At 71.3% G+C, this 25,727-nt stretch carries 27 protein-coding genes; 9 read left to right on the top strand and 18 right to left on the bottom strand.

Annotated features, from left to right (window positions below; all coding sequences use genetic code 11):
* Window positions 1–40: 40 nt before the first annotated feature.
* Window positions 41–304 carry a response regulator transcription factor gene (locus ACFV9D_RS35760; protein WP_385156082.1) on the bottom strand — a complete coding sequence of 88 codons (264 nt, stop codon included), beginning with the start codon at window positions 302–304 and terminating at the stop codon, window positions 41–43.
* Between the two features lie 237 nt (window positions 305–541).
* On the opposite strand from ACFV9D_RS35760, the gene ACFV9D_RS35755 reads away from it, so the two are divergent.
* Window positions 542–1,567, top strand: coding sequence for a LysR family transcriptional regulator (locus tag ACFV9D_RS35755; protein ID WP_385156079.1), 1,026 nt, complete (start codon window positions 542–544; stop codon window positions 1,565–1,567).
* Here the strand turns inward: ACFV9D_RS35755 and ACFV9D_RS35750 are convergent.
* The 7 genes from ACFV9D_RS35750 to ACFV9D_RS35720 all read right to left on the bottom strand — a co-directional run bounded on the left by ACFV9D_RS35750 (window position 1,526) and on the right by ACFV9D_RS35720 (window position 8,374).
* Entirely contained in the window at window positions 1,526–2,116 is a 591-nt protein-coding gene (locus tag ACFV9D_RS35750; protein WP_385156076.1) for a TetR family transcriptional regulator, read from the bottom strand. The two genes, ACFV9D_RS35755 and ACFV9D_RS35750, sit on opposite strands and share 42 nt — an antisense overlap.
* Complete coding sequence (locus ACFV9D_RS35745; RefSeq protein WP_385156072.1) at window positions 2,113–3,402, bottom strand: chorismate mutase; 1,290 nt, start codon at window positions 3,400–3,402, stop codon at window positions 2,113–2,115. Before ACFV9D_RS35745 ends, ACFV9D_RS35750 begins: the two co-directional genes overlap by 4 nt.
* Before the next feature lies 1 nt (window position 3,403).
* Window positions 3,404–4,165, bottom strand: coding sequence for an AfsA-related hotdog domain-containing protein (locus ACFV9D_RS35740; RefSeq protein WP_385156069.1), 762 nt, complete (start codon window positions 4,163–4,165; stop codon window positions 3,404–3,406).
* Between the two features lie 120 nt (window positions 4,166–4,285).
* Window positions 4,286–4,894 (bottom strand): transferase hexapeptide repeat family protein, encoded by a 609-nt coding sequence (locus tag ACFV9D_RS35735; RefSeq protein WP_385156065.1) that lies wholly within the window; start codon window positions 4,892–4,894, stop codon window positions 4,286–4,288.
* A 78-nt stretch (window positions 4,895–4,972) separates the two neighbouring features.
* Window positions 4,973–6,175 (bottom strand): FAD-dependent monooxygenase, encoded by a 1,203-nt coding sequence (locus ACFV9D_RS35730; protein WP_385156062.1) that lies wholly within the window; start codon window positions 6,173–6,175, stop codon window positions 4,973–4,975.
* Window positions 6,176–6,227: 52 nt separating this feature from the next.
* Window positions 6,228–6,701, bottom strand: coding sequence for a flavin reductase family protein (locus ACFV9D_RS35725; protein WP_385156090.1), 474 nt, complete (start codon window positions 6,699–6,701; stop codon window positions 6,228–6,230).
* An 80-nt stretch (window positions 6,702–6,781) separates the two neighbouring features.
* Window positions 6,782–8,374 (bottom strand): 4-hydroxyphenylacetate 3-hydroxylase N-terminal domain-containing protein, encoded by a 1,593-nt coding sequence (locus ACFV9D_RS35720; protein ID WP_385156058.1) that lies wholly within the window; start codon window positions 8,372–8,374, stop codon window positions 6,782–6,784.
* Window positions 8,375–8,623: 249 nt separating this feature from the next.
* Here ACFV9D_RS35720 and ACFV9D_RS35715 point away from each other — a divergent pair, with 249 nt between their 5' ends.
* The 4 genes from ACFV9D_RS35715 to ACFV9D_RS35700 all read left to right on the top strand — a co-directional run bounded on the left by ACFV9D_RS35715 (window position 8,624) and on the right by ACFV9D_RS35700 (window position 11,897).
* Window positions 8,624–10,045, top strand: a complete 1,422-nt coding sequence (locus ACFV9D_RS35715) for a class II 3-deoxy-7-phosphoheptulonate synthase (RefSeq protein ID WP_385156055.1) — start codon at window positions 8,624–8,626, stop codon at window positions 10,043–10,045.
* A gap of 43 nt (window positions 10,046–10,088) precedes the next feature.
* Entirely contained in the window at window positions 10,089–10,547 is a 459-nt protein-coding gene (locus ACFV9D_RS35710) for a MaoC family dehydratase (RefSeq protein ID WP_385156052.1), read from the top strand.
* A gap of 65 nt (window positions 10,548–10,612) precedes the next feature.
* A complete protein-coding gene (locus ACFV9D_RS35705) occupies window positions 10,613–11,344 on the top strand; it encodes a siderophore-interacting protein (RefSeq protein ID WP_385156049.1) in 732 nt (243 codons plus the stop codon).
* A 106-nt stretch (window positions 11,345–11,450) separates the two neighbouring features.
* Window positions 11,451–11,897, top strand: coding sequence for a hypothetical protein (locus tag ACFV9D_RS35700; protein ID WP_385156046.1), 447 nt, complete (start codon window positions 11,451–11,453; stop codon window positions 11,895–11,897).
* Window positions 11,898–11,904: 7 nt separating this feature from the next.
* Here ACFV9D_RS35700 and ACFV9D_RS35695 read toward each other — a convergent pair whose 3' ends face one another.
* The 7 genes from ACFV9D_RS35695 to ACFV9D_RS35665 form a co-directional block, all read right to left on the bottom strand.
* Window positions 11,905–12,378: a hypothetical protein gene (locus tag ACFV9D_RS35695; RefSeq protein ID WP_385156087.1), complete on the bottom strand. Its 474-nt coding sequence runs from the start codon at window positions 12,376–12,378 to the stop codon at window positions 11,905–11,907.
* Between the two features lie 159 nt (window positions 12,379–12,537).
* Window positions 12,538–13,221 carry a uracil-DNA glycosylase gene (gene ung / locus ACFV9D_RS35690; protein WP_385156043.1) on the bottom strand — a complete coding sequence of 228 codons (684 nt, stop codon included), beginning with the start codon at window positions 13,219–13,221 and terminating at the stop codon, window positions 12,538–12,540.
* A 68-nt stretch (window positions 13,222–13,289) separates the two neighbouring features.
* Window positions 13,290–14,855 (bottom strand): ABC transporter substrate-binding protein, encoded by a 1,566-nt coding sequence (locus tag ACFV9D_RS35685; RefSeq protein ID WP_385156040.1) that lies wholly within the window; start codon window positions 14,853–14,855, stop codon window positions 13,290–13,292.
* Window positions 14,856–15,003: 148 nt separating this feature from the next.
* On the bottom strand, window positions 15,004–15,771 hold the full coding sequence (locus tag ACFV9D_RS35680; RefSeq protein WP_385156037.1) for an SDR family oxidoreductase: 768 nt from the start codon (window positions 15,769–15,771) through the stop codon (window positions 15,004–15,006).
* Between the two features lie 25 nt (window positions 15,772–15,796).
* The gene (gene fabG / locus ACFV9D_RS35675; protein ID WP_385156034.1) at window positions 15,797–16,558 is read right to left on the bottom strand and encodes a 3-oxoacyl-ACP reductase FabG; all 762 of its coding nucleotides are present in this window, start codon (window positions 16,556–16,558) and stop codon (window positions 15,797–15,799) included.
* A 167-nt stretch (window positions 16,559–16,725) separates the two neighbouring features.
* Window positions 16,726–17,109, bottom strand: a complete 384-nt coding sequence (locus ACFV9D_RS35670; protein ID WP_385156031.1) for a DUF3037 domain-containing protein — start codon at window positions 17,107–17,109, stop codon at window positions 16,726–16,728.
* Entirely contained in the window at window positions 17,106–17,951 is an 846-nt protein-coding gene (locus ACFV9D_RS35665) for a HipA family kinase (protein WP_385156028.1), read from the bottom strand. Before ACFV9D_RS35665 ends, ACFV9D_RS35670 begins: the two co-directional genes overlap by 4 nt.
* Window positions 17,952–18,078: 127 nt before the next feature.
* Between ACFV9D_RS35665 and ACFV9D_RS35660 the strand changes: the two genes are divergently transcribed.
* Both ACFV9D_RS35660 and ACFV9D_RS35655 read left to right on the top strand, forming a co-directional pair.
* Complete coding sequence (locus tag ACFV9D_RS35660) at window positions 18,079–20,400, top strand: alpha-N-acetylglucosaminidase (RefSeq protein ID WP_385156025.1); 2,322 nt, start codon at window positions 18,079–18,081, stop codon at window positions 20,398–20,400.
* Between the two features lie 35 nt (window positions 20,401–20,435).
* Window positions 20,436–20,879: a Rieske (2Fe-2S) protein gene (locus ACFV9D_RS35655; RefSeq protein WP_385156022.1), complete on the top strand. Its 444-nt coding sequence runs from the start codon at window positions 20,436–20,438 to the stop codon at window positions 20,877–20,879.
* Window positions 20,880–20,883: 4 nt separating this feature from the next.
* Here ACFV9D_RS35655 and ACFV9D_RS35650 read toward each other — a convergent pair whose 3' ends face one another.
* Window positions 20,884–21,543, bottom strand: a complete 660-nt coding sequence (locus ACFV9D_RS35650) for a cysteine hydrolase (protein WP_385156019.1) — start codon at window positions 21,541–21,543, stop codon at window positions 20,884–20,886.
* Window positions 21,544–21,655: 112 nt separating this feature from the next.
* On the opposite strand from ACFV9D_RS35650, the gene ACFV9D_RS35645 reads away from it, so the two are divergent.
* Complete coding sequence (locus tag ACFV9D_RS35645; protein ID WP_385156016.1) at window positions 21,656–22,123, top strand: pyridoxamine 5'-phosphate oxidase family protein; 468 nt, start codon at window positions 21,656–21,658, stop codon at window positions 22,121–22,123.
* Between the two features lie 12 nt (window positions 22,124–22,135).
* Here the strand turns inward: ACFV9D_RS35645 and ACFV9D_RS35640 are convergent, their stop codons facing one another.
* A complete protein-coding gene (locus ACFV9D_RS35640) occupies window positions 22,136–23,041 on the bottom strand; it encodes a LysR substrate-binding domain-containing protein (protein ID WP_385156013.1) in 906 nt (301 codons plus the stop codon).
* A 50-nt stretch (window positions 23,042–23,091) separates the two neighbouring features.
* Here ACFV9D_RS35640 and ACFV9D_RS35635 point away from each other — a divergent pair, with 50 nt between their 5' ends.
* A complete protein-coding gene (locus ACFV9D_RS35635) occupies window positions 23,092–24,075 on the top strand; it encodes a DMT family transporter (RefSeq protein WP_385156010.1) in 984 nt (327 codons plus the stop codon).
* Between the two features lie 288 nt (window positions 24,076–24,363).
* On the opposite strand, the gene ACFV9D_RS35630 is transcribed toward ACFV9D_RS35635, so the two are convergent.
* On the bottom strand, window positions 24,364–25,695 hold the full coding sequence (locus tag ACFV9D_RS35630) for an aminotransferase class I/II-fold pyridoxal phosphate-dependent enzyme (RefSeq protein WP_385156008.1): 1,332 nt from the start codon (window positions 25,693–25,695) through the stop codon (window positions 24,364–24,366).
* Window positions 25,696–25,727: the final 32 nt, after the last annotated feature.

The following is a 25,727-nucleotide window of genomic DNA, read 5'->3' as shown; positions in this document are numbered from 1 at the left end:
GCTCCCGGCACGCCTGCCGGGAGCCACTCGCATACGGCGATCAGTAGAGGTTGATGGCTCCGTTCCTGATTCCCGCGATGACGGCCTCGGTACGGGATGCGACACCTAATTTGATGAAGATCGAGTGCAGGTGGACCTTGACCGTGCGCTCGGAGATCCCGAGAGTCCTCCCCACCAGCCTGTTCGAATGCCCCTCTTTTATGCAGTTCAGCACCTGGCACTCGCGCGGGGTGAGAGTGAACGACGGTCGCGGTACCCCCCGGTCACGCTCCACCGGTTCGGAGTCCCGCTGATAGATGCGCACGCCACCCAGAAACATGTGCCCCCCTGTCTTGCAACGGTCCCTTGCTCACCACGATTGCATGCTGCGAAATCATTCTATAGGTCTGAGTTAAAGCCGCTATTAAACGTGAGTTACTTCACAGTGACCGCAGTGAAACGTAAATAGATTGCAATATGTTCATTGATGATTGAACGGCACGGTGGGAATTTCGGCCACCAAAACATCGGAGAGTTACCGACGGAAAAGCGGTAAAGAGAATTGATCGACACCGGAATCGATATTCCTGAGCCCTCCGAAAACGGGTCCGACGACCTGCCCGGCCCCTGGCCGCCGCACCTGGACCTGCGTCTGCTGCCGGCCCTGGACGCGCTCCTGCAGGAGGGCAGCGTCACCGGAGCCGCCGAACGCCTCGGACTCTCTCCGCCCGCGATGAGCCGTGCGCTGTCCAAGCTCCGCCTCGCCCTCGGCGATCCCGTCCTGGTGCGTGCCGGGCGCGGTCTGGTGCCCACGCCGCGGGCACGGGAACTCCAGCCGAAGGTACGAACCCTGATGCGGGAGGCGGCGGCCCTCCTCGCCCCATGCGGACAGGAGGACCTCACCCAGGTCACCAGGACGCTCGTCATCGTGGCGGACGAGGCGTACGCGGCGGTGCTGGCGCCGCCTCTGCTGAACCGGGCGAGCACGGAAGTGCCGCACGCCCGCTTCACCTTCACCGTGGGGAACACACACGGCGGCGCCCCCCTGCGGGAGGGCGCCGTGGACATCGAGGTCGGCATCATCGACGAACCCAGCCCGGAGCTGCGCATCGAGCCGCTGTTCGAGGACCGGTTCGTGGGGGTGGCGCGAACCGGCCATCCTCTCCTGCGCGCCCGGACGGGCACGACCGTGACCGCCGCGGAGTTCGCCTCCGCGGCGCACGTCAGCGTCTCGCGCAAGGGCCGTATGAGCGGTCCGATCGACGTGGGGCTCCAGGAGGCACACGGTGTGCGCCGACACGTCGTCGCCTCCGTGCCGAACTACGGCGAGGCCCTGCTGATCATCCCGTCCAGCGACTTCGTCACCGCGATGCCCCGCGCCCTGGCCATCAGCGCGCAGGCGTCCGTGGACATCGAGCTGTTCGACCTTCCGGTCGAGACGGCTCCGGTCAGCATCTGTCAGGCGTGGCATCCACGGCACGAGACCGAGCCCGTGCACAGGTGGCTCAGAGACGCCGTACGGTCCGCGCTGGCACAGCGGATGTCGTCATGTCAGCCCGTCGAGCAGGAGGTCGACGGGCTCGCGTGACGGCGTGACGGGCCCGTCCTGGAGGCCGCCACGCCCCACGACGGCGCCGAGGAGCAGTCGGGCGGCGAGGCGGGGTTCGAGGTCGTCGCGTACATCGCCCTCGGCCGCGGCCCGCTCCAGGAGTTCGGCCACGCGACGGAACACCGACTCACGGCACACCGGGTCGCGGTCGTCCTCGTCCGTCGGCCGGTCCGCCGACCAGAACAGGCCATGCCCGGCCGGGTCGGCCGACGCACCGTCGGAGAGCCCGCACAGCAGACCCGCGAGCCTCTCCACGTACCGGCCCTCCCCCGCCGCGCTCTCCTCCAGGAGGGCCAGCACTGCTGCTCGCACCGGTCCCAGAGCGGCCCTCAGCAGCGCCGGCTTGCTCTTCACATGGCGGTACAGCGCCGCCTTGGTGACGCCGAGGCGAGCGGCGATGTCGCTCATGCTCGTCGCGTCGTAGCCCCGCTCGCGGAACAGAGCCGTCGCGGCCGCGAGGACATCCTCACGGCCGCGACGCGGGCGGGACGACGACGCGGGCCGCGGTGTCGTCGTCGAGGTTGTCACCGCGGCGACCGCCCCCGGCACATCTCCAGCAGGGCGTCCGCGAACCCGGCTCCGCCCTCACCGAGTTCCTCGGCGTACCGACCGCGGATCGCCCGCTCACGCCGGGAGTCCACCGGCGGGCCGCCGCCGGCGGTACGGATCCGCTGGATCTCGCGGGATGTCTCGAGCCGTTGCTTCAGCGTGTCGATGAGGAAGCGGTCCGCCGCGTCGATCTGTTCGCGCAGCCGGGCGATGTCCGAGGGCGTGCGCTCCGCACTGGCTTCCGTGGTCTTGGCTTCCGTGGTCTTGGCTTCCGTGGTCTTGGCTTGCACGGTCTTGGTCTGCATGGCCTTGGCTTGCATCCTCGTGCTCCGTTCGTAGGGGGAGACGTCGTGGCCGGCGCCGTCGGCGCGGCGGATCGAGGCGTACGACCCCAGGCATCGCAGCCCCGGCACCCACAGCCGCAGCAGCCCGACGGCCCGGGCCGTGGCGGGTCTTTCCATACCGCCCGGGCAGTCGGCGAGGAGCACCGAGCCGCTCCCGCCGTCGGGCGCGAGATGCAAGGTCACGGCGCGCAGGAAGGCGTGGTGCCGCAGGCCGTTCAGTACGCCGCCGAGCTCCTCCGGCCGGCTCGCGAGGCGCCCGACCAGCGACGTACGGACGGCGGACGGGGAACCGGTGGCAGCCGCGCCCGCAGGGGTGTGTCGCCCGTCGGAACCCGTGCACAGCAGGAACCGGGTGGCGGTGTCGGACGCGTCCTGTATGCCGGTGACGGCGACCTGGAGGCCGTAGTGCGCGGCGGTGAACTCGCCGGCGACCGCCGCGTCGCACTCACCGTCCCGTACCTGGCGCGCGCCCTCGGCGTTGGACCGGGCCGGCCTCCACCGTGCCTGCGGTATGTGGCTGTTCAGCCAGCCGCGGACCTGTGTTCCCGCGTGGGGATGACCGCTCACCGTGCGGACCTGCACCAGCCGGGTGCCCGGGCGTACCAGCAGGGCGAACTCGATGCCGAGGACGACCTCTCTCAGGACGGTCGGCGAAGGTGCCTCCGCCAACGCCCGCAGCGTCTCCGGGACGGGTCCGGCAACGGTGTTGGAGACGGGGAGCATCGCGGCGTCGACGTCTCCGCGGCGCACGAGCGCCAGGGCCTCGGCGGCGGTGGCCGCCGGCAGCAGGCGGGCGCCCGCTGCCTCCGGGACCGCGCGGAGGGCACGCTCGGTGAAGGTGCCCTCCGGTCCCAGATAGGCGAACTGCCCCTGCGGGCCCACGGTGGCGTCGGTCGGTGTGTCCCGTAGGGGCGGCCTCATCTCACACGGTCTCGAGGGCCGCGTCCACGGTGCTCGCCACGGCGCTCTTGGCCCGCCGCAGCTCCTTCTCCTCCAGCAGCCCGGGGGCGAAGGCGGCCGCGTCGATGGTCACTCCGGCGGCGGCCCGGCCCGCCTGCTCCACCACGACCGTCGTACGGAGAGTGAGCCGGCTCGGCTCCGACAGGTCGGACTCGTCCACCGTGAGCCGCAGGACGGCGCCCACGGGGAAGAGGAAGTTCGAGAACGTGGTGTTCATGGAGTTGAGGACGATGTAGTAGCGCTGCTGCGGCCAGCGCGCCGTGAAGTAGCGCTCGACCACGGCGAGGAACATCTGCCGGGCCGCCTCGATCGCCACCATGCCCTGCACGTGCACGCGGTCCTGTACGTCGACGAGGAGCTCGTTGTGGTCGTGCAGCCGCAGCTGCGCCTCGTACGTGGTGTCGTCGACCTGGGAGAGACCGGCGACCAGGACGTTGTCCTCACGGGCCTTGTGCAGCTCCTGGCGGCGGGCGGGCTGCCCCGCGGCGTGCACCAGCAGGATCCTGTCGGCCAGCTGCCGACGGGTGATCGCGTCACGGAGATAGGAGACCTCGAACTCCCCGATGCCCTGCCCGGTGACCACGTGCATCGGTCCTTCGACGGCGTCGAGGTCGCCCGCGTCGAGTGAGCGGGACAGCTCCGAGAAGGTGTCGGCGCCGACGGCCTCGGCGAAGTCGCGGAAACGGTCGCCGACGAGGAGTCGGGAGGTGGCTGCAGTACTCATGGTCATGCCTCCAGGCTGGTAGAGCCGCGGACACGCGGATCCGCGGAGTGCGTTCAGCGAAGTTCCTTCGGGTACGTACGACGGTGCGGCGCCGGGTCGCGCCACGCGATGAACCCGGTCTCAGCGGGCCCGGTAGTCCTGCAGGGTGACGTGTTCCGGCTCGACGGTGCTCGCGAGCGGAGGGCTCAGCCGCTCGGTGGCGGGCTCGGCCGGGTGGAGGCCGGCGAGGCAGCGCTGCGCCAGCTTCTGGTACTGGAGGGTTCCGTTGCCCTTCCAGGCGATCTCCTCAGCGGTGAGCTCGCGTACGACCTTGGCCGGGCTGCCCGCCACCAGCTGCCGTTCCGGCACGTGGAAACGGGACTTGACGAAGCTGCCCGCGCCGACGAACGCCTGCCGGCCCACGACCACACCGTCCATCAGCACCGACTTCATGCCGATGAGGCTGTCCCGCCCCACCCGGCAGCCGTGCAGCACGCTGCCGTGACCGACGTGGCCGTCCTCCTCGACGACCGTGTCCGCCCCGGGGAAGCAGTGCAGGACACATCCGTCCTGCACATTGGCGCCCTCCCTGAGTTCGATGTGGCCGAAGTCGCCCCGCAGGCTCGCGAGGGGACCCACGTAGCACCCCGGTCCGATGTCGACCGAACCGATCAGCACGGCATCGGGGTGGACGAAGGCCGTGGGGTGCACGACGGGTATGTGTCCTTCGAACGAGTAGATCCTTGCCATGGGGTGGTTCACCGTGGTCCTTCTCGCCGTTCGCCGACGTCGGGGTGGGCACCGGGCACGGGCGGCCGGCCCCTGGGTTCAGGCGCTCGCCGTGGCCGAGCGCAGGGCGTCGAGGGCGTCGTGCCCGTGGATCCACGCGAGGTCGTCGGGCAGCCGGGCCAGCCGTACGTTGCGCGCCTCGGCGTCTGGCCCGTCGGGCAGCTGGAAGCAGTCGGCGTTCTTGCGGGATCCCGCCTGCAGCAGCCGGGTGCGCGGCCGGCGCGCCTGTTCGTAGGCGCGCAGGGCGGTCTCCACCCCGTCGACGTCCGCGCCGCCCAGGAGGTCCGCGAGCACGACCGCGTCCTCCAGCGACTGGTTCGCGCCCTGGCCGTGGTGCGGCAGCATCGCGTGGGCGGCGTCGCCGAGCAGGGTCACCGGGCCCGAACTCCAGGTCCGCTGCGGTTCGCGGTCGTACAGGGCCCACCGTCCGGGGCGCTCGCTCGCCCCGAGGATCTCGGTGACGAACGGGTGCCAGCCGTCGAAGGCGGCCAGCAGTCGGGCGGTCTCCCCCTCGGTGGACCAGGACTCGACCGTCCACTCGCGGTCGGGCACGACGGCGAGGAAGTTCAGCGCCTTGCCGCCCGCCACGGGGTACGCGATGAAGTGCCGGCCGGGTCCGGGCCACAACCACAGGACGGACTCGGCGAGTTCGGGAAGGTGGCGCAGCCGTTCCATGGGCACGAGCGCCCGGTACCCGCTGGTGCCCGAGAACACGGCCTCGTCGGGCCCGAAGACGCAGTCGCGCACCACGGAATGGATGCCGTCGGCCCCGATGACCGCGTCGGCCCGTACCTCGGTGCCGTCCGCGAAGCCGATCACGGCGCCGTCGGCCGTCCGCTCCACAGCGGTGGTGCGCGCGCCGAGCCGTACGTGTCGCGTGCCCAGTTCGGCGAGCAGGGCCTGCTGGAGTGCCGCCCGTTCCACGGTCCAGAAGGGGGCCTTGAACCGCTGCGCATAGCTGTCGGCCATCGGGTGGGACACCATGGACCGGCCGGTACGCCAGTGCCGGAAGTCGGCGCGTACGGGCTCGACCGCCGATCCTGCCAGGCGCTCGGCGACGCCCAGCTCCCGGAGGACCCGGTGGCCGTTGGCGCCGACGGCGATGCCGGCCCCTTGGTGTGCCAGTTCACGGGCCTGCTCGTGGACGGTCACCTCGAGGCCCCGCCGTCGCAGTCCGATGGCGACGGCCAGTCCGCCGATGCCGCCACCAACGACGGCCACCTTCGGGCGCCTGAGCGCCATGACGTCTCCTCTCTCTTCCCTCTGTCCGTGTTCGCTGACGGGTCGCGGGCGGTCACATCGCCGGGGTGACCCCGGTGAAGGTGCCGCGGTGGAACACCAGGGGGTCGTGGTCACGGCCCACGGCGCCCAGCACCCGTCCGACGACGAGCACGTGGTCGCCGAGCGCCTGGGTCAGGTGCAGATCGCATTCGAGCGTCCCCGGCCCGTCCGGCAGGACCAGGCAGCCGGTGTGCGGTCCGACGGACCAGTCCGCGGCCTCCTCCACCGCGGGACGTTCGGTGGCGGGCGCCGTGAGGACGCCGACCAGCGAGCGTGCCCGGCCGCCGAGGAACGAGACGGCCCATTGGCCGGAGGTCCGTATCCGCTCCAGGAACGTGGAGTCGCCGCGCAGGCAGATCGACACGAGTGGTGGTTCGAGGGACACGGAGGTGAACGAGTTCACGGCGATGGCGTCGTGACGGACCCCCGCCGGGGTGTCGAAACGCGTCGACACGGCACAGACTCCGGTGACGAACTGGCCCAGCACACGCCGGAGTTGTTCCGGGTCCGGAAGGACGGAGACTCCGGGCGGTGCGGTCGGACCGCCCGGAGTCGCGGGAACGCTGCTCACCGCGCGGCCCGGCCCGGGGGCACCGGTCCGGCGCCCGGCAGACCGCCGCCGATCACGGTGGTGTCCTTGGGGTTGATGAGGTCGGGGGCCTTCCAGCCGTTCTCGTCGTACTCCGACAGACACTGGTCGACGAGCTGCTTGTAGTCGTCGAACTTCCCGGAGACCTGCTGGGCGTGGAGCGCCTCGAAGCGGATCTGCTCGTGGTTGCCGGCGTAGTTCATCTCGTAGAGCTCCCATCGGGCGCCGAACTCGGTCCCGACGGCGTCCCAGGCCAGCTTCATCAGCTTCACCCTGTCGATCGCGTCCACGCCCAGGCCCCGGACGTACTTGTCCAGGTAGGGCCTGACCTCGGGGTTCGACCAGTCGAGCGCATGGGAGTTGTTGTAGATCAGCGCGCTGCCCAGGTCCCGCAGGAAGATCTCGCGGACCTTGGGGAAGATGGAGGACGACAGGACGCGGAAGGCCATCGCGGTCTCGCCGTTGGGGGTGACGGTGCCGTCGGGCCACTTGGTCGGGTTCTCGGCCATGGAGTCCACCAGGGCCCAGAACATGTTGCGATAGGCGAGGACCTCGCCGAGCCTGCTCTGTACGCCGCGGAACTCCGATGTGCCGGTGGTCTCCAGGCACTTGGCGAGCAGCCCGGTCAGGAAGTCCATCTTCACGGCGAAGCGGACACAGGCGTGGAACATGGCCCGGTAGAAGAATCCGGAGCCGTAGAAGAAGTTGTTCGCCTTGTCCACGTCGTAGCAGAAGACGTTCTCCCACGGAATGAGCACCTCGTCGAAGACGAGGATTCCGTCGTTCTCGTCCAGGCGGCTGCTCAGGGGCTGGTCGAACGGGCTGCTGACGGTGGCGGCGGCGAATTCGTACGAGGGCCGGGAGATGACCTTCAGGCCCGGACTGTTGGTCGGCACGATGAAGTACGCGGAGAATTCCTTGGCGCCCTTGGGAATCACGCCGTAGCTTCCGATGAAGATGTGCTGGGTCAGCGCCGCGCCGGTACCGACCACCTTGGCTCCGGAGACCACGAGGCCGGCGTCCGTCTCCCGGTCCACCGTCAGCATGACGTCCTTGAGCTCGGTGAGCCCGCGGTTGCGGTCGATCGGCGGGTTGACGATGCCGTGGCCGATGAACAGCACGCTCTCCTGCGCCTTGCGGTACCACGTGGACGCGTTGTCCTCGAAGGGCGCGTAGTGCTCCTTGTTGGAGCCCAGGGTGGAGAGGAAGGCGGCCTTGAAGTCGGGGGTGCGGCCGAGCCAGCCGTAGGTCATGCGCGCCCACTCCTCCATGGCGCGCGCGGACGCCCGCAGATCGCCGGAGGTGTACGGGGCCTTGAAGTAGGGGTGGGTGAATCCGCCGTTCCCGGTGTCGGTGGGGACGACCAACCGGCTGTTGCGCTCCGGATCGTGCAGCGCGTCGAACAACCGGGCCACCATCCGGGCGTTGTTCCGGAACGCGGGGTGGGACGTGACGTCCTCCACCCGCTCGCCGTAGATCCGCACGTCCCGCCCGTCACGGAGGCTCTGCAGATACTCGTCCCCGGTCTGCGGACGGGTTACGGAACCGGACATATCGGCGCTGCTACTCATGGCGGGATCACCTTTCGAAGCGGATTGCGTGGGGCAGGCGCCGGCGGTTCGCGCCGGTTGCGCCTCCCGGAATCCTCCAGGGGCGGGACCGGCCCCGACAGCCGGCCTCTGGAGCTAGTGCGGGGGTACTAGATCCGCCTTTCTAGCCACAACGACGCACTGAACGCGCGCTGTTCACCCGTGTCAGGCTGCGCCCACATCCCCCGCAGCCGGCGTCCCGCCCCCGGAACAGAAAGCGATGAGGTCTCCGTGGAATCCCTGGCGTCCCCCCTGGCATCCCTGCCCGCGGCGCAGCAGCCCGACTGGCCGGATCCCGCCGCACTCCGATCGACCGTGTCGGCACTGTCCGCCGCACCACCCCTCGTGTCCGCACGGGACTGCGACACCCTGCTCGACCGTCTGGGCGAGGTGGCGCTGGGCAAGGCGTTCCTGTTGCAGGGCGGCGACTGCGCCGAGACCCTCGACTCCGTCAGCGCGGAGTCCGTCCGGGGCAAGCTGGAGGTCCTGCTCCAGATGGCGGCCGTGCTGACGTATGCGGCCGCGGTGCCGGTGGTCAAGGTCGGCCGCATCGCCGGCCAGTACGCCAAGCCCCGTTCCCAGCCCACGGAGACGCGCGACGGCGTCACCCTGCCCTCGTACCGGGGCGATGCCGTCAACGGCCTCGCGTTCACAGCCGAGGCCCGCACCCCCGATCCGGCCCGGCTGGAGCACGTGTACCGGGCGTCCGCCGCGACGCTCGATCTGCTGCGCGGCTTCACCGCGGGCGGGCAAGCGAATCTCGCGCGGGTCCACGAGTGGAACCGTGACTTCGTGGCGCTCTCCGCGGCGGGCCGGCGCTACGAGCGGCTGGCGAACGAGATCGACGCGGCACTCGGCTTCATCCGGGCCTGCGGCATGAACACCTCCACCCTGCGCACCACGGAGGTCTTCGCCAGTCACGAAGCCTTGCTGCTCGACTACGAGTCCCCGCTGGCGCGCACCGATCCGGAGACCGGGCGGCGGTACGCGCTGTCCGGGCACATGCTCTGGGTCGGCGAGCGTACGCGCCAACTCGACGGGGCCCACGTGGCGTTCGCCTCGGGTGTCAGCAACCCGATCGGCGTCAAGCTGGGCCCCGACGCCGCCGTCGGCGACGTCCTCGCCCTGCTGGACCAGCTGGATCCGCACCGTCGGCCCGGCCGTCTCACCTTCGTCGTACGGATGGGGCGGGGGGTGGTGCGCGACCGGCTGCCGGCCCTGGTCGAAGCCGTGCGCGCGGAGGGCGCCCGGGTGGTGTGGGCGTGCGACCCGATGCACGGCAACACCTTCACCGCGCCGAGCGGCCACAAGACCAGGCGATTCGACGACGTGCTGGACGAGATCACGGGCTTCTTCGAGGTGCACCGGGCGCTGGGTACGCATCCCGGCGGCGTGCACGTCGAGCTGACGGGCGAGGACGTCACCGAATGTGTGGGCGGCGGCAACGCCGTGCGCTCCGACGATCTGCACCTGCGGTACGAGACCGCGTGCGACCCCCGCCTGAACCGCGGGCAGTCGATGGACCTGGCATTCCGGGTCGCCGAGTGGTTCAGCGCCGAGAAGCGCCGTCTCGCCCCGTCGCCGGCCGAGCTCGCCTCCCTGCGCTCGGCGGCGGCGCCGGCGTACGCGGACTGCGGCGCGTCCCTCGGCTGAGGGCTCCCTGTCGAGGAATTCCACCACCCCAAGGACGGTCAGTGTGCGGTACTTCGAGGACTTTCCGGCCGGCGGCAGCCACGAGCTGGGGAGCACCCGGCTCACGAGCGAGGACATCATCGCCTACGCGCGCGCCTTCGACCCCATGCCCTTCCACCTGGATCCGGTGGCGGCCCGCGACTCCCCCTTCGGGGGCCTGGTGGCCAGCGGTTGGCACACCGGCGCCGTCGTCATGGGGCAGTTCGTACGCTCCCTGCTCGCGGAGTCCGCGTGCGTGGGTTCCTACGGCATGGACGAGGTCCGCTTCCTGAGCCCCGTGCGTCCCGGGGACGAACTGCGCGGACGGGCCACGGCGGAGGACGCTTCACGGCATCCCAAGCGCCGGGGCGTGGGCACCGTCCGGTTCGTCGTGGAGGCGGTCAACCAGCGGGACGAGACGGTGTACCGGATGCGTACGCGGCTGCTGTTCGGCTGTGCCCGGCCCGCCCCGACGGAGCTTTGACTGTACGCACCGTTGCGTCTAGTCTTGGCGATCCGGGCCCTCCAGCTGAAAGGCTGTGTTCTCGCATGTTCCGTGCACGCCGAACCCGCTACGTCGCCAGAGTGGAGTCGGTCTCCCGGATCGCCCCGCGCATGGCGCGCATCACCCTCGGAGGGCCGGGCATGTCGGCCTTCCGCTGCGACGAACCCACGCAGTGGGTGAAGCTCTTCGTCACCGACCCCCTCGACGGGCGCACGGCCGGCCGCGCCTACACCGTGCGCCACTGCTCCCCGCCCGAGCCACGGATCGACATCGACGTCGTCCTGCACGGCAAGGGCCCGGCCGCACGTTGGGCCGACGCCGCGCGCCCCGGCCAGGAAGTCTCCTTCGGCGGGCCCAAGGGCTCCTTCCGCCCCACCCCGGACGCCGACTTCTACCTGCTCGCCGGCGACGAGAGCGCACAGCCCGCCGTCCTCACCATCGCCGAGTCCCTGCCGCCCGGCGTCCGCGGCGCCGTCTACCTGGAGGTGGAAGGGCCCGAAGCCGAGGTCGAGGTGGACCGGCGGGCCGACCTCGACATCGTCTGGGTCCACCGGACCGCCGGCCGCGCCAAGGGCGAGGCGCTGCGGGACGCCGTCCTCAGCGCACTGGTCCCGCACCAGCGCGTCGCCACCTGGGCGGCCGGCGAGTCGGGCGCCATCAAGGACATCCGCCGTCACTTCCTCACCGGCCTCGGCCTGGACCGCGACCGCGCCTACGCGAAGGGCTACTGGAAACAGGACGAGGCCGACCACCGCGACCCCCGGGCCTCGGACTGACGCACCGGGACGCCACGCGTCACCCGGTTCGGGGCCGTCACCCGTGCGGGGCATTCCCGGTCGGTAGGGGCGCGAAGATCACCGCCCGGCCAGCAGAGTTGCGCGGGTGCATGGAACGAGAACCACAGCGAAGATCCTGGTCGGGATGGCCGTCGCCGCCCTCTCCGGCTGCGTCTCGATCGAGGTGCCGCCCCCGGCCCCCGTACCGCCGAAGGAGGTCAGCCGGCCCGCCCAGGACGTGGAGACGGCCCCGCAGATCGTCGAGGGACCGGCGCGCGAGGCGCTCGAAGCGGCGCTGCCTGATCCCCCTCCCCCGTCACCCCGCGCGACACCGGCGCAGCGCAAGGAGAAGGGTGGGGCCGGGACGCGAAAGGCCAAGAAACGGCCTCCGTCCACACCCCGCCCACACGCCCGGGTGCCGGACGCGAGGCCGCCCGAGCCGCCCCGGCCGCCCCGCTCCCGGGCGGACGTCTGCGAGCTGGGCGAGCAGTACGGGGGCTGGCGCCCGGACAGCCCGCAGGCGAGCATCTGCCGGGGTACGTACCGGAAGTGACCCGCCGCTACCGCGAGCGGAGCCGTACCTCCAGGCGCTCGATCGCGGCGCGCACCCCGTTGCCGTATCCGTCGTCGTCCAGGGCGTCGGAGGCCGCGCGGGCCCGGTCCAGATGGACCCGCGCCGCGTCGGGCCGCTGCAGTTTCACGTAGTCGGCGGCGAGGTTCAGATGGAGCGAGGGGTACAGCGCCCGCAGCGCGACCGCGGAGTCGTGTTCGGCGAGCCGCTCCTCGCTCAGCCCCTCGGCCGCCAGGAGGGCCCGCAGGTCCCAGGCCAGCTCCGCGTCCGGGTCGTCCTGCGCATCGGCCATGTAGTGCGCGAGCGTGCAGCGGTGCAGGGGGTCGCCATCCGGACCGATCTGCGCCCACAGCACCCCGAAGCGGTTGCGGGCCTCCTCGCGGTCCCCGCCGTGGAGCAGCATCGTCGCCTGCCCGATCCTGGTCATGACGCCGTCGTCCGACACCTGCTGCTGCTCGGTCACTGCGGCCTCCACGCGCTCTCCGTCCGGGAACACCGAAGCTAGCCGCAGCGACCGCCGATCCGGCACAGGCTCGGGCGCCGGCCGGGGGCTGTCAGCCGGGCGGGCTCTACGCCCGCCCGGACGACACCCCGCCCGGACGACACCCCCGCGCGGAAGGGCTCAGCCCAGGTCGGGGATGCGCCAGTCGATCGGCTCGTGGCCCTGGGCCGCGATGGCCTCGTTGATCTGCGTGAAGGGGTGGGACCCGAAGAACTTCTTCGCCGACAGCGGCGAGGGGTGCGCGCCCTTCACCACCACGTGGCGCTCCTCGTCGATCAGCGGGAGCTTCTTCTGCGCGTAGTTCCCCCACAGCACGAAGACGGCCGGGTCGGGCCGGGAGGCCACCGCGCCGATCACCGCGTCCGTGAACTTCTCCCAGCCCTGGCCCTTGTGCGAGTTGGCCTCGCCGGCGCGGACGGTGAGGACCGCGTTGAGCAGCAGGACGCCCTGCTCGGCCCACGGCATCAGATAGCCGTTGTCCGGCACCGGGTGACCGAGCTCCTCCTTCATCTCCTTGTAGATGTTGCGGAGGGAGGGCGGAGTCTTGACCCCCGGCCGGACGGAGAAGCAGAGGCCGTGCCCCTGCCCCTCTCCGTGGTACGGGTCCTGGCCGAGGACCAGGACCTTCACCTTGTCGTACGGGGTCGCGGCGAGGGCGGCGAAGACCTCGTCGCGCGGCGGGTAGACCGGCCCCTTCGCCCGCTCCTCCTCGACGAACTCGGTGAGCTGCTTGAAGTAGGGCTTCTGCAGCTCGTCGCCGAGGACGCCGCGCCAGGACTCGGGCAGCATGTCGGTGTCGGTCACGTCAACAACCTCCGGTAGGGCATGTCTTGTACGTCCCCAGAACCTACCGGTGGCCACTGACAACGCCGCTACCAGCTGGCCCTGCGGCTGAGCTCCCACATCTGCATGACGGTCTGCGGGTCGAGCGCGCGCTCGCCGCCCGCGATGTCCTCACCGGCCGCGATGTAGAGCTTGCCCTGCCACAGCGGAAGGAGCCGGACGTCCTCCACCATGATCTCCTGGGCTTCCTTGAACTCGTCCGCGACGGCCCCGCGGTCGCTCTCGCGCCGGGACTTCGGCAGGATCTCGTCGGTGATGCGGGGGCTCACGTACGGCGTCCCCAGCGCGTTCTGCTTGCCGACGAACGGGGCGATGAAGTTGTCCGCGTCGGGGAAGTCGGGGAACCAGCCGCGCCCGAAGACGGGGTACTCGCCCTTCTGGTAGCCCGCCGCGAACTCCTTCCACGGCTTGCTGCGGAGGGTCACCTCGAAGAGCCCCGACGCGTCCAGCTGCCGCTTGAGCTCGGCGAACTCGAGCGCGGTGGCGGAGCCGTACCGGTCGGTGGTGTACCAGAAGGTCAGCTCGACGGGCTTGGTGATCCCGGCGTCGCGAAGGATCGCCTTGGCCTTGGCGGCGCTGGGCTCGCCGAAGCGGTCGAAGAACTCGGTGGTGTGGCCGACGATGCCCTTGGGGACCATGGAGTACAGCGGTTCGGCCGTGCCCTTGTAGGCCTTGGCGACCAGTTCCTCGCGGTCGACGATCTGGGCGATCGCCTTGCGGACCGGCTCCTTGGCGACCGAGGCGTCCCGGGCGTTGAAGACGAGGTAGCGGATGTCGGCGCCGGTCGACTCCACGAGCTGGAGCTTCTCGTCCTCCTGGAGCTCGACCACCTCCTCGGCGGTGAGACCCCGGTAGGTGGCGTCGATCTCCTTCTTCTTCAGCGCGCCGACCATGGCCTCGGACTCCTTGAAGTACCGGATGGTCACGCCGCCGTTCTTGCGGTCCGCGAACCCCTTGTAGGTGGGGTTCTTGGTCAGCTCGGCCTTGTCGCCCTCGGTGTACTCGTCGAGGACGTAGGGGCCGGAGCCGGTGAGCTCGCCGTCTTCGCGGAGCTTGTCGGCGGGGTACTCCGCCGGGTCCACCAGGGACATGGCGGGCGTCGCGAGGACGAAGGGGAAGGTCGCGTCGGGCTTGTTCAGCTTGAAGACGACGGTGCGGTCGTCCACGGTCTCGATCTTGTCGAGCGAGCCGAGCATCCCGTTGGGACCGCCCTCGACGTTGATCGTGCGGATGCGCTCGATGGAGTGCTGGACCGCCTTCGCGTCCAGTTTGTGCCCGTTCGAGAACGTCAGGCCGTCGAGGAGCTTGCACTCGAAGATCCGGCTGGCGGTGTCGGAGAATTTGCAGTCCGCGGCGTCGGACTGCGGGGTCGTGCTGCCGGTCGGAAAACTCACCAGCGTCTGGAAGACATTTCGGAACAGCTCCCAGGAATTGTCCCAAGCGGCTGCCGGATCAAGCGTGGTGGGAGAACTCGTCGTGCCGACGACGATTCTCTGCTCCCCGGCGGATTCAGCGTCCGAAAACAGGCTGCATCCGGACACCAGGGATATGGACGCAAGGGCTGCAGCGGCCTGCAGACTGGTCCGGTTGAACACGTGCACGCTCCTCGTTCAGCCATGGGTCGGCCGACCATACCGCAGCGCCCCGCCAGGTCAATGTTCGACCCTGACGGGGCACTTGAGGCATTCAACGATTAACCGGGGTCAAACCGGTCAGGAATTCAGGAAAGTGTCCGGATATCGGTCACTCGACGCCGGAGTTGAGGAAAAGACCCCCGTCGACCACGAGCGTCTGGCCCGTGATCCAGTCCGACTGGTCGGAGGTGAGGAAGGCCGCGGCGCCGCCGATGTCCTCCGGGACCCCCAGCCGACCGAGCGGGTACGCGGCCGCCGCCTCCGCCTCGCGGCCCTCGTAGAGGGCCTGGGCGAACTTGGTCTTGACGACGGCCGGGGCGATCGCGTTGACCCGGACCACCGGGGCGAATTCGTGCGCCAGCTGGAGGGTCAGATTGACCATGGCCGCCTTGCTCATCCCGTACGCGCCGATGAACGGCGAGGCGGAGATGCCGGCGATCGAGGCGATGTTCACGATCGCTCCGCCGTGGTCCTTCTGCCAGGCGCGCCAGGTCAGCTGGGCGAATCCCAGGGCCGAGATCACATTCGTCTCGTAGACCTTGCGGGCGACGTTCAGGTCGAGCTCGGCGATCGGCCCGAAGACCGGGTTCGTGCCGGCGTTGTTCACCAGGAAGTCGACCCGGCCGAACGCCTCCATCGTCGCCTCGACGGCAGCGGCCTGGTGGGCCTCGTCGTGGGCCTTGCCGGGCACGGCGATGACCCGGTCGGCGCCGAGCCGCTCGACGGCCTCCTTGAGGGCCTCCTCGCCACGGCCCGTGATGCACACGCGGTCGCCGCGGGCGACCAGCGCCTCGGCGACACCGTAGCCGATGCCCCGGCTGGCGCCGGTGACCAGAGCGACCTTGCCGGACGGCTCGGGCAGTTCCTTCGTGCTCATGTACGTCTCCTCTTCCGCTCGGGCGTCAGTTGAGCGGGCCGCCGGCCACGTACAGGACCTGACCGGAGACGAAGCCGGCGTCGTCGCCCGTGAAGAAGGCGATGGCGTTGGCGATGTCCTCCGGCTTACCGACCCGCTGCACCGGGATCATGGAGGCGGCCGCGGCCTGGAACTCCTCGAAGCCCATGCCGACGCGCTCGGCGGTCTGCGCGGTCATCTCGGTGACGATGAAGCCCGGGGCGACGGCGTTGGCGGTGATGTTGAACTTGCCGAGCTCCTTGGCGAGGGTCTTGGTGAAGCCCTGCAGACCGGCCTTGACGGCCGAGTAGTTCGCCTGGCCGCGGTTGCCGAGCGCGGAGGACGAGGAGAGCGAGACGATCCGGCCGAAGCCCGCGTCCACCATGTGCTTCTGGCACGCCTTGGCCATCAGGAACGCGCCCTTGAGGTGCACGTTCATGACCGCGTCCCAGTCGGACTCGGTCATCTTGAAGAGCAGGTTGTCGCGGAGCACACCCGCGTTGTTGACGAGGATCGTCGGTGCGCCGAGCTCGGTGGCCACGCGTGCGACGGCGGCCTCCACCTGCGCGCTGTCGGAGACGTCGCAGCCGACGGCGATGGCGGTGCCACCGGCGGCCGTGATCTTCTCGACGGTGTCCTTGCAGGCCGCCTCGTCGAGGTCGAGTACGGCGACGGCGCGGCCCTCCGCGGCCAGCCGTACCGCGGTCGCGGCGCCAATGCCCCGCGCCGCGCCGGTGACGACGGCTACGCGCTGCTCGGTGGTCGACATGCTGGTTCTCCTCGCCCTTGGATCATCCATGGATGCGGCCCACACGGTGCGTCCCAAACATGAGCGACCGCTTAGTACCTTCCGCAGACGAGACGCTAGAAGCCCTGGCACCCGGTGTCAACGGCCCACCGGGTGCACCGGATCACTCCGCGTCGGGTTCCGGGGGCTCAGCGAACCAGCAGATCGAGCAGCCTTTCGACCTCGCTCTCCGGGTCTGCGGTCAGACCGGTGTGCACCGGGCCCGGCTGGACGACCGTGGAGCGGGGCGCGATCAGCCAGCGAAAGCGCCGGCCGGCGTCGTCCCTGGCCGCCTGTCCGGCGTCCTCGCCGCCCCGGCACACCCCCTCGACGGCGTGCAGCGCGGCCCGTACGCCGGTCACGTCGGCGCCCGGGTCGAGCACCCTGAGCTTGGTCTCGTCGAGATGGGTGCGGGCGGCGACGAAGGACTTGGCACGGCAGTAGACCACCACGCCGGCGTTGAAGAACTCGCCGCGCTCGACGCGTGGCACGACGCGCAGCAGCGCGTACTCGAAGACATCGCGGTCGGTCACGTGGTGCGGTCCTTCTGGGCGGAGTGCGGCCGGGGGGCGAGACGGTCGGCGAGCCAGCCGGGCGGCTGCGCGGGCCCGCGCTCGACGCGCGGGCCGACGGTGATCCGCTCGTGGATGGTGGCGGCGCGCGGCAGCAGCGCCTCCACGTACGCGGCCCGCAGCGCGTCGGTGCTCTCGAAGCCGGGCTCGTCCACCAGCCACTCGTCGGGCACGTCGGCGGCGACCTCCTCGAGCAGCTCCCTCGTGACCAGGGGGGCCAGCTCGGCCGCCGCGGCGGCGATGTCCGGCGAGAACGGCGCGAGGGCGTGGTCGGAGGCGTCGTACGGCTTCGCGGCGGAGGCCTGGGCGCCCGGCCAGTTGTGGTGCCAGATCATGGTGGCGCCGTGGTCGATGAGCCACAGGTCGCCGTGCCAGACGAGCATGTTCGGGTTGCGCCAGGACCGGTCGACGTTGTTGATCACCGCGTCGAACCAGACGACCTTCCCCGCCTCCTTCGGGTCCACCTCGTACGCCAGCGGGTCGAAGCCCAGCGAGCCGGGAAGGTAGTCCATCCCGAGGTTGAGTCCGCCGCTCGCCTTCAGCAGCTCCTGGACCTCCTGGTCGGGCTCGGAGAGCCCGATGACGGGGTCGAGCTCGATGGCGACCAGCTCGGGCACGCGCAGCCCGAGGCGCCGCGCGAGCTGCCCGCAGATCACCTCGGCGACGAGCGTCTTCCGGCCCTGCCCGGCGCCGGTGAACTTCATGACGTACGTGCCGAGATCGTCGGCCTCGACGATCCCGGGGAGCGAGCCGCCCTCACGCAAAGGCGTGACGTAGCGGGTCGCTGTCACTTCTGTAAGCATTTCCACAGGCTATCCGGGGGCGCCTGCCTCGATCACGTCCTCCGCTTGCACCCGCACGGATGAGCGCCGTCAGATCGTCGGCTCCGCCTGCGTCGCCGGACCGGCCGGTGGTCGGAGAGTGGGCGTCATGCGTCGACCACTCCGAGCAGGGAGCCACGCGGGCAGTCGGCTGGAGAGCCGCCTGGTCCTTCGATGGCGAAGGGTGCTGGCCGCCCTGGTGCTGGCGGCGACCGGCGCGCTGTGGCTGCCGGGTCCCGTGCCCTCCGTGGCCGCCGGCCACGTGGCAGGCAGGTCCACGGTCGCGCCCGCCTTCGACTCGGCGCCCGCCCGGGCGAGTCTGCGGCGCCTGCTGTCCTCCCGGTCCGCGCAGTTCACCTTGGTGGCGGTCGAGCAGCCCGCTTCCGGCGACTACTTCTCCGTCTCCGGGACGCCCGGGGCGATCCGGGTGCGGGGCACCTCGCCGGCCACGCTCCTCACCGGAGTGGGCTGGTACCTGGAGCACGTCGCCGGTGTCGACATCGGCTGGCCGGGCGACAGCCTCGGCCGGCTGCCCGCCACGCTCCCGGCGGTCGGCGGCGAGGTCACGCGGTCGGCGACCGTCCCCCACCGCTACGCACTGAACGACACCGACGAGGGCTACTCCGGCGCGTACCGCGACTTCGCCACGTACCGGCACGAGATCGACCTGATGGCGCTGCACGGCGTGAACGAGGTCTTCGTCCCGACGGGGGCGGAGTACACGTACTACCGGGCGCTCCAGCAGTTCGGCTACGACGCCGCGGAGTTGCGCGGCTGGATCCCCGGCCCGGCCCATCAGGGCTGGTGGCTGCTGCAGAACATGTCGGGCTTCGCAGGCCCGGTCTCCGAGCAGCTGATCGAGGCCCGCGCGGCGCTGGGGCGGCGGATCGCGGACCACCTGCGCTCGTTGGGGATGACTCCCGTCCTGCCGGGCTTCTTCGGCACGGTGCCACCCGGCTTCGCCGCCCGGAACCCGGGCGCGGTCACGGTCCCGCAGGGCAGGTGGGTGGGTTTCGACCGGCCCGACTGGCTGGATCCGACCGGACCGGTCTTCGACCGGCTGGCCGCCGCCTACTACCTGATCCAGCAGCGGCAGTTCGGTGACAGCTCCATGTTCAAGATCGACCTGTTGCACGAGGGCGGCATCCCGGGACCGGTCGATGTCGCAGGTGCGGCCGGGGCCGTCCAGCGGGCGCTCGAGGCCGCACATCCCGGCGCCACCTGGGTCATGCTCGGCTGGCAGCGGAACCCGACCGCGGCAGTCCTGAGCGGCGTGGACCGCAGTCGGGTGCTGATCGTCGACGGTCTCTCGGACCGTTACGACGGCCTCGACCGCGAGAAGCAGTGGGGTGGTACCCCCTACGCCTTCGGCTCGATCGACAACTTCGGCGGCCACACCACCCTGGGTGCCAACACCGGGGTGTGGGCGAGCCGTTTCCACGCGTGGCTGAGCAAGTCCGACAGCGCGCTGCGCGGCATCGCGTACCTCCCGGAGGGCACCGGCGGGAACCCCGCCGCGTTCGACCTGTTCACCGAACTCGCCTGGCAGCCGGGCCCGACCGACCAGCGGGCCTGGTTCGCCTCGTACGCCGCCCGGCGCTACGGCGGCGCCGACCCGCACGCGACCGCCGCGTGGGAGCAGCTGCGCCTCGGCCCGTACAGCACGCGTTCCGGTTCGTGGAGCGAGCCACAGGACAGCCTGTTCGCCGCGCGGCCGGGTCTGACGACGACCCGGGCCGCGCGCTGGAGCCCGACCGCCATGCGCTACGGCCCCGAGACGGTGGAGCGCGCGCTCTCGGAGCTGCTCCAGGTGGCTCCCGAACTGCGGACCACGGACGCGTACCGGTTCGACCTCGTGGACGTGGCACGGCAGGCGCTCACCAACCGCGGCCGCGTCCTGCTGCCCCGCATCAGGGCCGCGTACGAAGCCGAGGACCTGGCCGGCTTCCGGACGCTGGTGCGCGAGTGGAACGCCGACGAGGAGCTGCTCGGACGCCTTGTCGGCTCCGACCGGCGGTTCCTCCTCGGCCCCTGGCTCGCCGACGCCCGCTCCTGGGGGGCCGACCCCGCGGAGCGCGACCGGCTGGAGTACGACGCCCGCTCGATCCTGACCACCTGGGGCGACCGGGAACCGAGCGAGAACGGCGGCCTGCACGACTATGCCAACCGCGAGTGGGCCGGGCTGGTCCAGGACGTCTACGCGCCCCGCTGGGCCGCGTACTTCGCGAGTCTGGACAGCGCGCTGGTGAACGGCACCGATCCGGTCGCCATCGACTGGTTCGCGCGGGACGACGCCTGGGCACGCGGCCACCGGCGCTACCCGACGACTCCGACCGGTGACCCCGTCGCCCTGGCGGGCGAGGTACGGGCGGCCCTGGCCAAGTCGTCGACGGTTGAACGTTTCGGAGCGTTGAACGTTTCGGAGCGCTGACTCGTACAGACTCCTGACAGGGTGATCGCCTCGACATGAGCGGAAGGCAAGGGGAGCACATGAGTGAAGTGGCACGCCGGACAGTGGTCTCGGCGGCGGGCGGGGCGGGCCTGGTGGCCGTACTCACCGCATGCGGCGGGGGTTCGAAGGACACCGCGGGCGGCGGCGCTGCGGACGCCGCGAAGGAGCCGGGCGCGCCCCTGGCGAAGACCGCGGACATCCCGGTGGGCGGCGGCAAGGTGCTGGCCGATCAGGGCGTGGTGATCACCCAGCCGGCCGCCGGTGAGTTCAAGGCGTTCTCGTCCAAGTGCACGCACCAGGGCTGTGCCGTCAGCGGGGTCGCCGACGGGGTCATCACGTGCCCGTGCCACCAGAGCCTGTTCGACGCCTCGGACGGCAGCGTGAAGGGCGGCCCCGCCACGTCTCCGCTGCCGCCGACGCCGATCAAGGTGGAAGGGGACGCGATCACGCTCGCGTGATCGGTCACGCTCGCGTGACGCGCTGGGGGCTCTTCCAGCAGCCCAGCACCTCCTCGGTGGTGGCGATGGTGGAGACGAGCGCGAGCGTGTGACGGATCATCGCGGGGGTGTAGTCGGCCGGCACCCCCGCGATGGCGTCGCCGGGCACGACCACGGTGTAGCCCAGGTTGACGGCGTCGAAGACGGCGTTGGGGACGGCCACGTTGGCGGAGACCCCGGTGACGACGAGCGTGCGGCAGCCGAGGTTGCGGAGCAGCGGGTCGACGTCGGTACCGGCGAGCGGCGAGAGGCCGTGCAGACGTCGCACCACCAGGTCCTCGTCCGCGACCTCGATGGGTTCGGCGATCCGTACCGCCGTGCTCCCGCTGTGCTGCTGCACAGGGAGCCGGGCGGCGGCCCGGAACAGCCGGGCGTTGCTGTTGGCGCCGCGGCCGTCGGGCCGGCGCTCGGCGACCGCGTGCAGCACCTGCACATCGGCCTCGTGCGCGGCCGCGACCAGCCGGGCGACGTTCTGCAGGGCGCCCGACGCGCGGGCGGCGGCGGCGAGTTCGGGCAGCGCGCTCGTGGGGCCCACGACGCCCTGTTGGCACTCGACGGTGAGCAGGACCGTGCCGGCGGGGTCGAGCTGCTCCTGGAGCTGTGCCCATCGATTCGTGCTGGTCATGGTCCCCCCTGGCTTGGCACTCCGGGCGGGCGAGGTTAGCCACCCTTGCCCCAGGAGGGAAGAGCCCCCATGATTTCTGACACTCCATCAGAATCATAGAAGGGGGCGGACGATGACCGTCGCACAGCGCCGGGGACGCCGGATCATGATGACCCCGGCCGAGCTGGACACCTTCCTGACCGAGCAGCGCACCTGTCGGGTCGCGACCGTCTCGGCCGACGGCCGCCCGCACGTCGGCGCGCTCTGGTTCGCCTGGGACGGGACCTCGCTCTGGCTCTACTCGATCACCCGGAGCCGCCGTTGGGCGGAGCTGTGCGCCAACCCCCGGATCGCGGTGGTGGTGGACGACGGCGAGGAGTACGGAGAACTGCGCGGCGCCGAACTGTCGGGCACGGCGGTCTTCGTCGGCGAAGCCCCGCGCACCGGCGAGCCCTGCCCCGAACTCGACGTCCCCGAACGGCTCTTCGCCGCGAAGAACTTCGGCCTGGACACGATGCCGCACGACGGCCGCCACGCCTGGCTGAAGCTGACGCCGGACGCCGTGGCGTCCTGGGACTTCCGCAAACTGGCGGGCCTCTGAGCTCTCGTCCCGTCAGATGCTCAGCGGCGCCCCCACCTCACGCAGCGCCTCGACCGCCGCCCGGATCGACGGCCGCCGGTCGGCGTCGGTGCGCCAGGTCGCGTAGATGTGGCGGCGCATCTTCTGCCGGACGGGGACGAACGCGATCCCGTCCGGGGTCGGGCCACGGCCGAGCCGCGGCGTCACGCACACGCCGAACCCCGCGGCGATCAGGGCGAGCTGGGTGTGGTGCTCCGCCGCGAAATGGGCGATGCGCGGCTCCATGCCCTGCGAGCGCAGGGTGAACATCAGCCAGTCGTGGCAGAACTCTCCCTCCGGCCAGGAGACCCACTCCTCGTCACCGAAGTCCACGAGATCCACCTCCTCGCGCCCGGCGAGCGGATGGTCGGCCGGCACGGCGACGTCGGCGGCGTCGTCGAGGAGGTGGGCCCGCTCCAGTCCACCCGGCACCGGCGCCCGCTTGTTGCTCCAGTCGAGGACGATCGCGAGGTCGGCATCGCCCCGCAGCACCTCGCGGATGCCCTGCTCCGGCTCCAGCTCGGTGGTTCTCACCCGCAGGTCGGGGTGGGCGGTGCGCAGGGCACCGAGCGCGCCGGGCAGCAGTCCGCGCGCGGCGGTGGGGAAGGCCGCGATCCGGACCTCGCCCACGACCTGTCCGCGCTGCGCCTCGATGTCCGCCTGCGCGAGCTCGACCTGGGACAGGATGCGCGCGGCGTGCTCGGCGAGGAGCAGCCCGGCGTCCGTGAGCCGAACGCCCCGGCCGTTCTTGGCGAGCAGTTGCTGACCGATCTCCCGCTCCAGCTTGGACAGCTGCTGCGAGACGGCCGAGGTGGTGACGTGCAGTCCGTCGGCGGCTCCGCTGACCGAGCCGTGCCGCGCGACGGCGTCCAGGGTCCGCAGGCGCTCCAGATTCAACATGTAAGCAATGCTAATCGAAGGGATTCATTTAATCTCGCTTGTTCTACGAGATGGCAGCCGTCACTCTGGATCCCATGATGGTCGACTGGCGGATCCGCTTCGGTGTGCTGGCCCTGATCTGGGGCTTCAGCTTTCTCTTCATCAAGGTCGGCACGGAAGGGTTCGCACCGTTCCAGGTGACCTTCGGCCGCCTGCTGTTCGGTACGGCGGTGCTGGCCGTCGCCATGGTGATCAAGCGGGAGCGGCTGCCGCGCGGCCGGCGCACCTGGCTGCATCTGACCGTCGCCGCGTTCCTGCTGAACGCCCTGCCGTTCTCGCTCTTCTCGTACGCGGAGCTGACGATCCCCTCGACGCTGGCGGGCATCTGCAACGCCACGACGCCCCTGTGGGGCATGCTCCTCTCGCTCGTCGCGCTCTCCGAGGACCGCCCGACGCGCGTGCGTGCGGCGGGTCTGGGCATCGGCTTCATCGGCGTGCTGACGGTGCTCGGAGCCTGGCAGGGCTTCTCCGGGCTCGACGTCACCGGCACGATGCTGGCGCTGCTCGCCTCGTTCAGCTACGCGGTGGGATGGATCTACGTCCGCCGCACCCTGACCGGCACGGGCGCGTCGAACCTCTCGCTCGCCGGCTCCCAGGTGGGCCTGGCGACGTTGCAACTGGCGGTGGTGACGCCCCTGTTCACCTCGCTCCCCTCGTCGGTCGAGATCGTTCCGCTGCTCGCGGTGATCGCCCTGGGTGCACTGGGGACGGGGTACGCGATGCTGCTGCAGTACGGCGTGGTCGCCGAGGTCGGCCCGACGACGGCGGCGATGGTCACGTACTTCATCCCGGTCATCGCGACGGCGGCGGGCGTCGCCCTCCTGGACGAGCAGCTCAGCTGGAACACCCCGGTCGGCGCCGTCATCGTCCTCGCGGGCGCGGCCCTCACACAGACCCGCGGCCCCGGCGCCGCGACGAAGACCATCCACGCGTCCGGCACCCCGGACAAGAACCCCGCACCCCAGCCGGCAACCCCGGCGGCCGGCCACCGGTAGACCCCGGGCCGCCCCCCGTAGACCCCGCCCGCTGCCCCGGCTGCGGGCGGGGCCTTCGGCCGCAGGGGCGAGGCAGTCGCCGTTCCGCCGGTCCCACACCGCTCGTGGGCTGCCTGAGGCAGGGACGCCCGCCTCCCCGAATCCGCGGCCGTGCGGACGCCCCGACTCCCCCCGGCCGAGTACCGTGCGCCGCCCCGACTCCCCCCGGCCGAGTACCGGGGGTGTCGGCCCGCCACCCCCGGCATCGGGCCGTCCCGTACCCGCCCCTCGGGGCCGAGGGACGGACCCTCAGCCGTAACTCCGCGCCGGCGCCGGCCCCGCAGCGCCCGCGATCGCGTCCGCCAGGGCCTCGACGTCGGTGACGGACAGGCCGGAGACGGTCACCCTGACCGCGGGCCCGGCGTCCAGCCGGAACCGGGCGCCGGGGGCCACCGCCCAGCCCGCGCCGAGCAGCCGGGCCACCGCGCCGGTCTCGTCGGAGACCGGCACCCAGACGTTCATCCCGCTCCGCCCCTGCGCCTCAACGCCCCGTCGCCGCAACGCGCGGACGAGCCCGTCACGCCGCTCCGCGTACGCGCCCGCGACGACCGCGGCGTCCACCGCCCCCGTCGTCCACAGGTGCACCACCGCGTGCTGGAGCAGCCGGCTGACCCAGCCGGGGCCGAGCCTCTGGCGCCCGAGGACCCGGTCGACGGTCTCGGCGTCGCCGGTGAACGTGGCGATCCGCAGATCCGGCCCGTACGCCTTGGCGACCGAGCGCACGAAGGCCCAGTGGCGGGTCACCCCGGCGAGCGGATGCAGCGGCAGGTCGACGATGCCGTGGCCGTGGTCGTCCTCGATGAGCAGCACGTCCGGACGGTCCGCGAGCACCCGCCGCAAGGCGGCGGCACGGGCAGCCCCGACGGCCGCGCCGGTCGGGTTCTGCGCGCGGTCGGTGACGATCACCGCCCGTACGCCGTCCCGCAGGGCACTCGCCACCGCCTCGGGCAGCGGCCCCTCGTCGTCGACCGCGATCGGCACCGGCCGGAGTCCGAGCGCCGGTACGAGGTCGAGCAGGCTCCCCCACCCCGGGTCCTCGACGGCGACGGCGTCCCCCGCCCGGAGGTGGACGGCCAGCACCCGTTCGATGGCGTCCAGCGACCCCGAGGCGACGCCGATCGGCCCGTCGGGGACCCCTTCGGCGTCCAGCGCGGCACGCGCGAGCCGGGCGAACTCCTCGTCGACCGGGGCCTCCCCGTACAACCCGGGCCGTTCGGCCTCACGCCGCGCGGCCTCGGCGAGCGCCGCGCCCAGCGGGGGCAGCAGGGCGGGGTCCGGATTGCCCCTGCTCACGTCCCGTACGCCGACCGGGGCGTCCACCCGGATCGACCCGCGGGCCGTCGTGGCGGGCCGGGGCCGCACTCGGCTGCCGCGCCGACCGTCCGTCTCGATGACCCCGCGCTCCCGCAGGGTCCGGTACGCGGCCGCGACGGTGTTCGGGTTCACGCCCAGCGTGAGGGCCAACTCCCGCATCGGCGGCAGCAGTTGACCGGGACCGAGCGCCCCCGCACCGACCCCCCGCTCGACGCTGGCGGCAATCTCCGATGCGCGACGACCTTCGATCCGATACTCTCCTAGCACAAACAAGATTATGCACTAGTGCAATGGAGAGC

The sequence above is a fragment of the Streptomyces sp. NPDC059875 genome (assembly GCF_042731085.1).
Classification (GTDB): Bacteria; Actinomycetota; Actinomycetes; order Streptomycetales; family Streptomycetaceae; genus Streptomyces.
This window is presented reverse-complemented; position numbering and strand designations above follow the sequence as displayed.

Excerpts from the sequence above, each read along its gene's own strand:
- ACFV9D_RS35745 (WP_385156072.1), bottom strand. The coding sequence starts at position 3,402 with ATGAGGCCGCCCCTACGGGACACACCGACCGACGCCACCGTGGGCCCG.
- ACFV9D_RS35740 (WP_385156069.1), bottom strand. The coding sequence starts at position 4,165 with ATGAGTACTGCAGCCACCTCCCGACTCCTCGTCGGCGACCGTTTCCGC.
- ACFV9D_RS35735 (WP_385156065.1), bottom strand. The coding sequence starts at position 4,894 with ATGGCAAGGATCTACTCGTTCGAAGGACACATACCCGTCGTGCACCCC.
- ACFV9D_RS35730 (WP_385156062.1), bottom strand. The coding sequence starts at position 6,175 with ATGGCGCTCAGGCGCCCGAAGGTGGCCGTCGTTGGTGGCGGCATCGGC.
- ACFV9D_RS35720 (WP_385156058.1), bottom strand. The coding sequence starts at position 8,374 with ATGAGTAGCAGCGCCGATATGTCCGGTTCCGTAACCCGTCCGCAGACC.
- ACFV9D_RS35705 (WP_385156049.1), top strand. The coding sequence starts at position 10,613 with ATGTTCCGTGCACGCCGAACCCGCTACGTCGCCAGAGTGGAGTCGGTC.
- ACFV9D_RS35680 (WP_385156037.1), bottom strand. The coding sequence starts at position 15,771 with ATGAGCACGAAGGAACTGCCCGAGCCGTCCGGCAAGGTCGCTCTGGTC.
- fabG (WP_385156034.1), bottom strand. The coding sequence starts at position 16,558 with ATGTCGACCACCGAGCAGCGCGTAGCCGTCGTCACCGGCGCGGCGCGG.
- ACFV9D_RS35665 (WP_385156028.1), bottom strand. The coding sequence starts at position 17,951 with ATGCTTACAGAAGTGACAGCGACCCGCTACGTCACGCCTTTGCGTGAG.
- ACFV9D_RS35660 (WP_385156025.1), top strand. The coding sequence starts at position 18,079 with ATGCGTCGACCACTCCGAGCAGGGAGCCACGCGGGCAGTCGGCTGGAG.
- ACFV9D_RS35655 (WP_385156022.1), top strand. The coding sequence starts at position 20,436 with ATGAGCGGAAGGCAAGGGGAGCACATGAGTGAAGTGGCACGCCGGACA.
- ACFV9D_RS35650 (WP_385156019.1), bottom strand. The coding sequence starts at position 21,543 with ATGACCAGCACGAATCGATGGGCACAGCTCCAGGAGCAGCTCGACCCC.
- ACFV9D_RS35645 (WP_385156016.1), top strand. The coding sequence starts at position 21,656 with ATGACCGTCGCACAGCGCCGGGGACGCCGGATCATGATGACCCCGGCC.
- ACFV9D_RS35640 (WP_385156013.1), bottom strand. The coding sequence starts at position 23,041 with ATGTTGAATCTGGAGCGCCTGCGGACCCTGGACGCCGTCGCGCGGCAC.
- ACFV9D_RS35635 (WP_385156010.1), top strand. The coding sequence starts at position 23,092 with ATGGCAGCCGTCACTCTGGATCCCATGATGGTCGACTGGCGGATCCGC.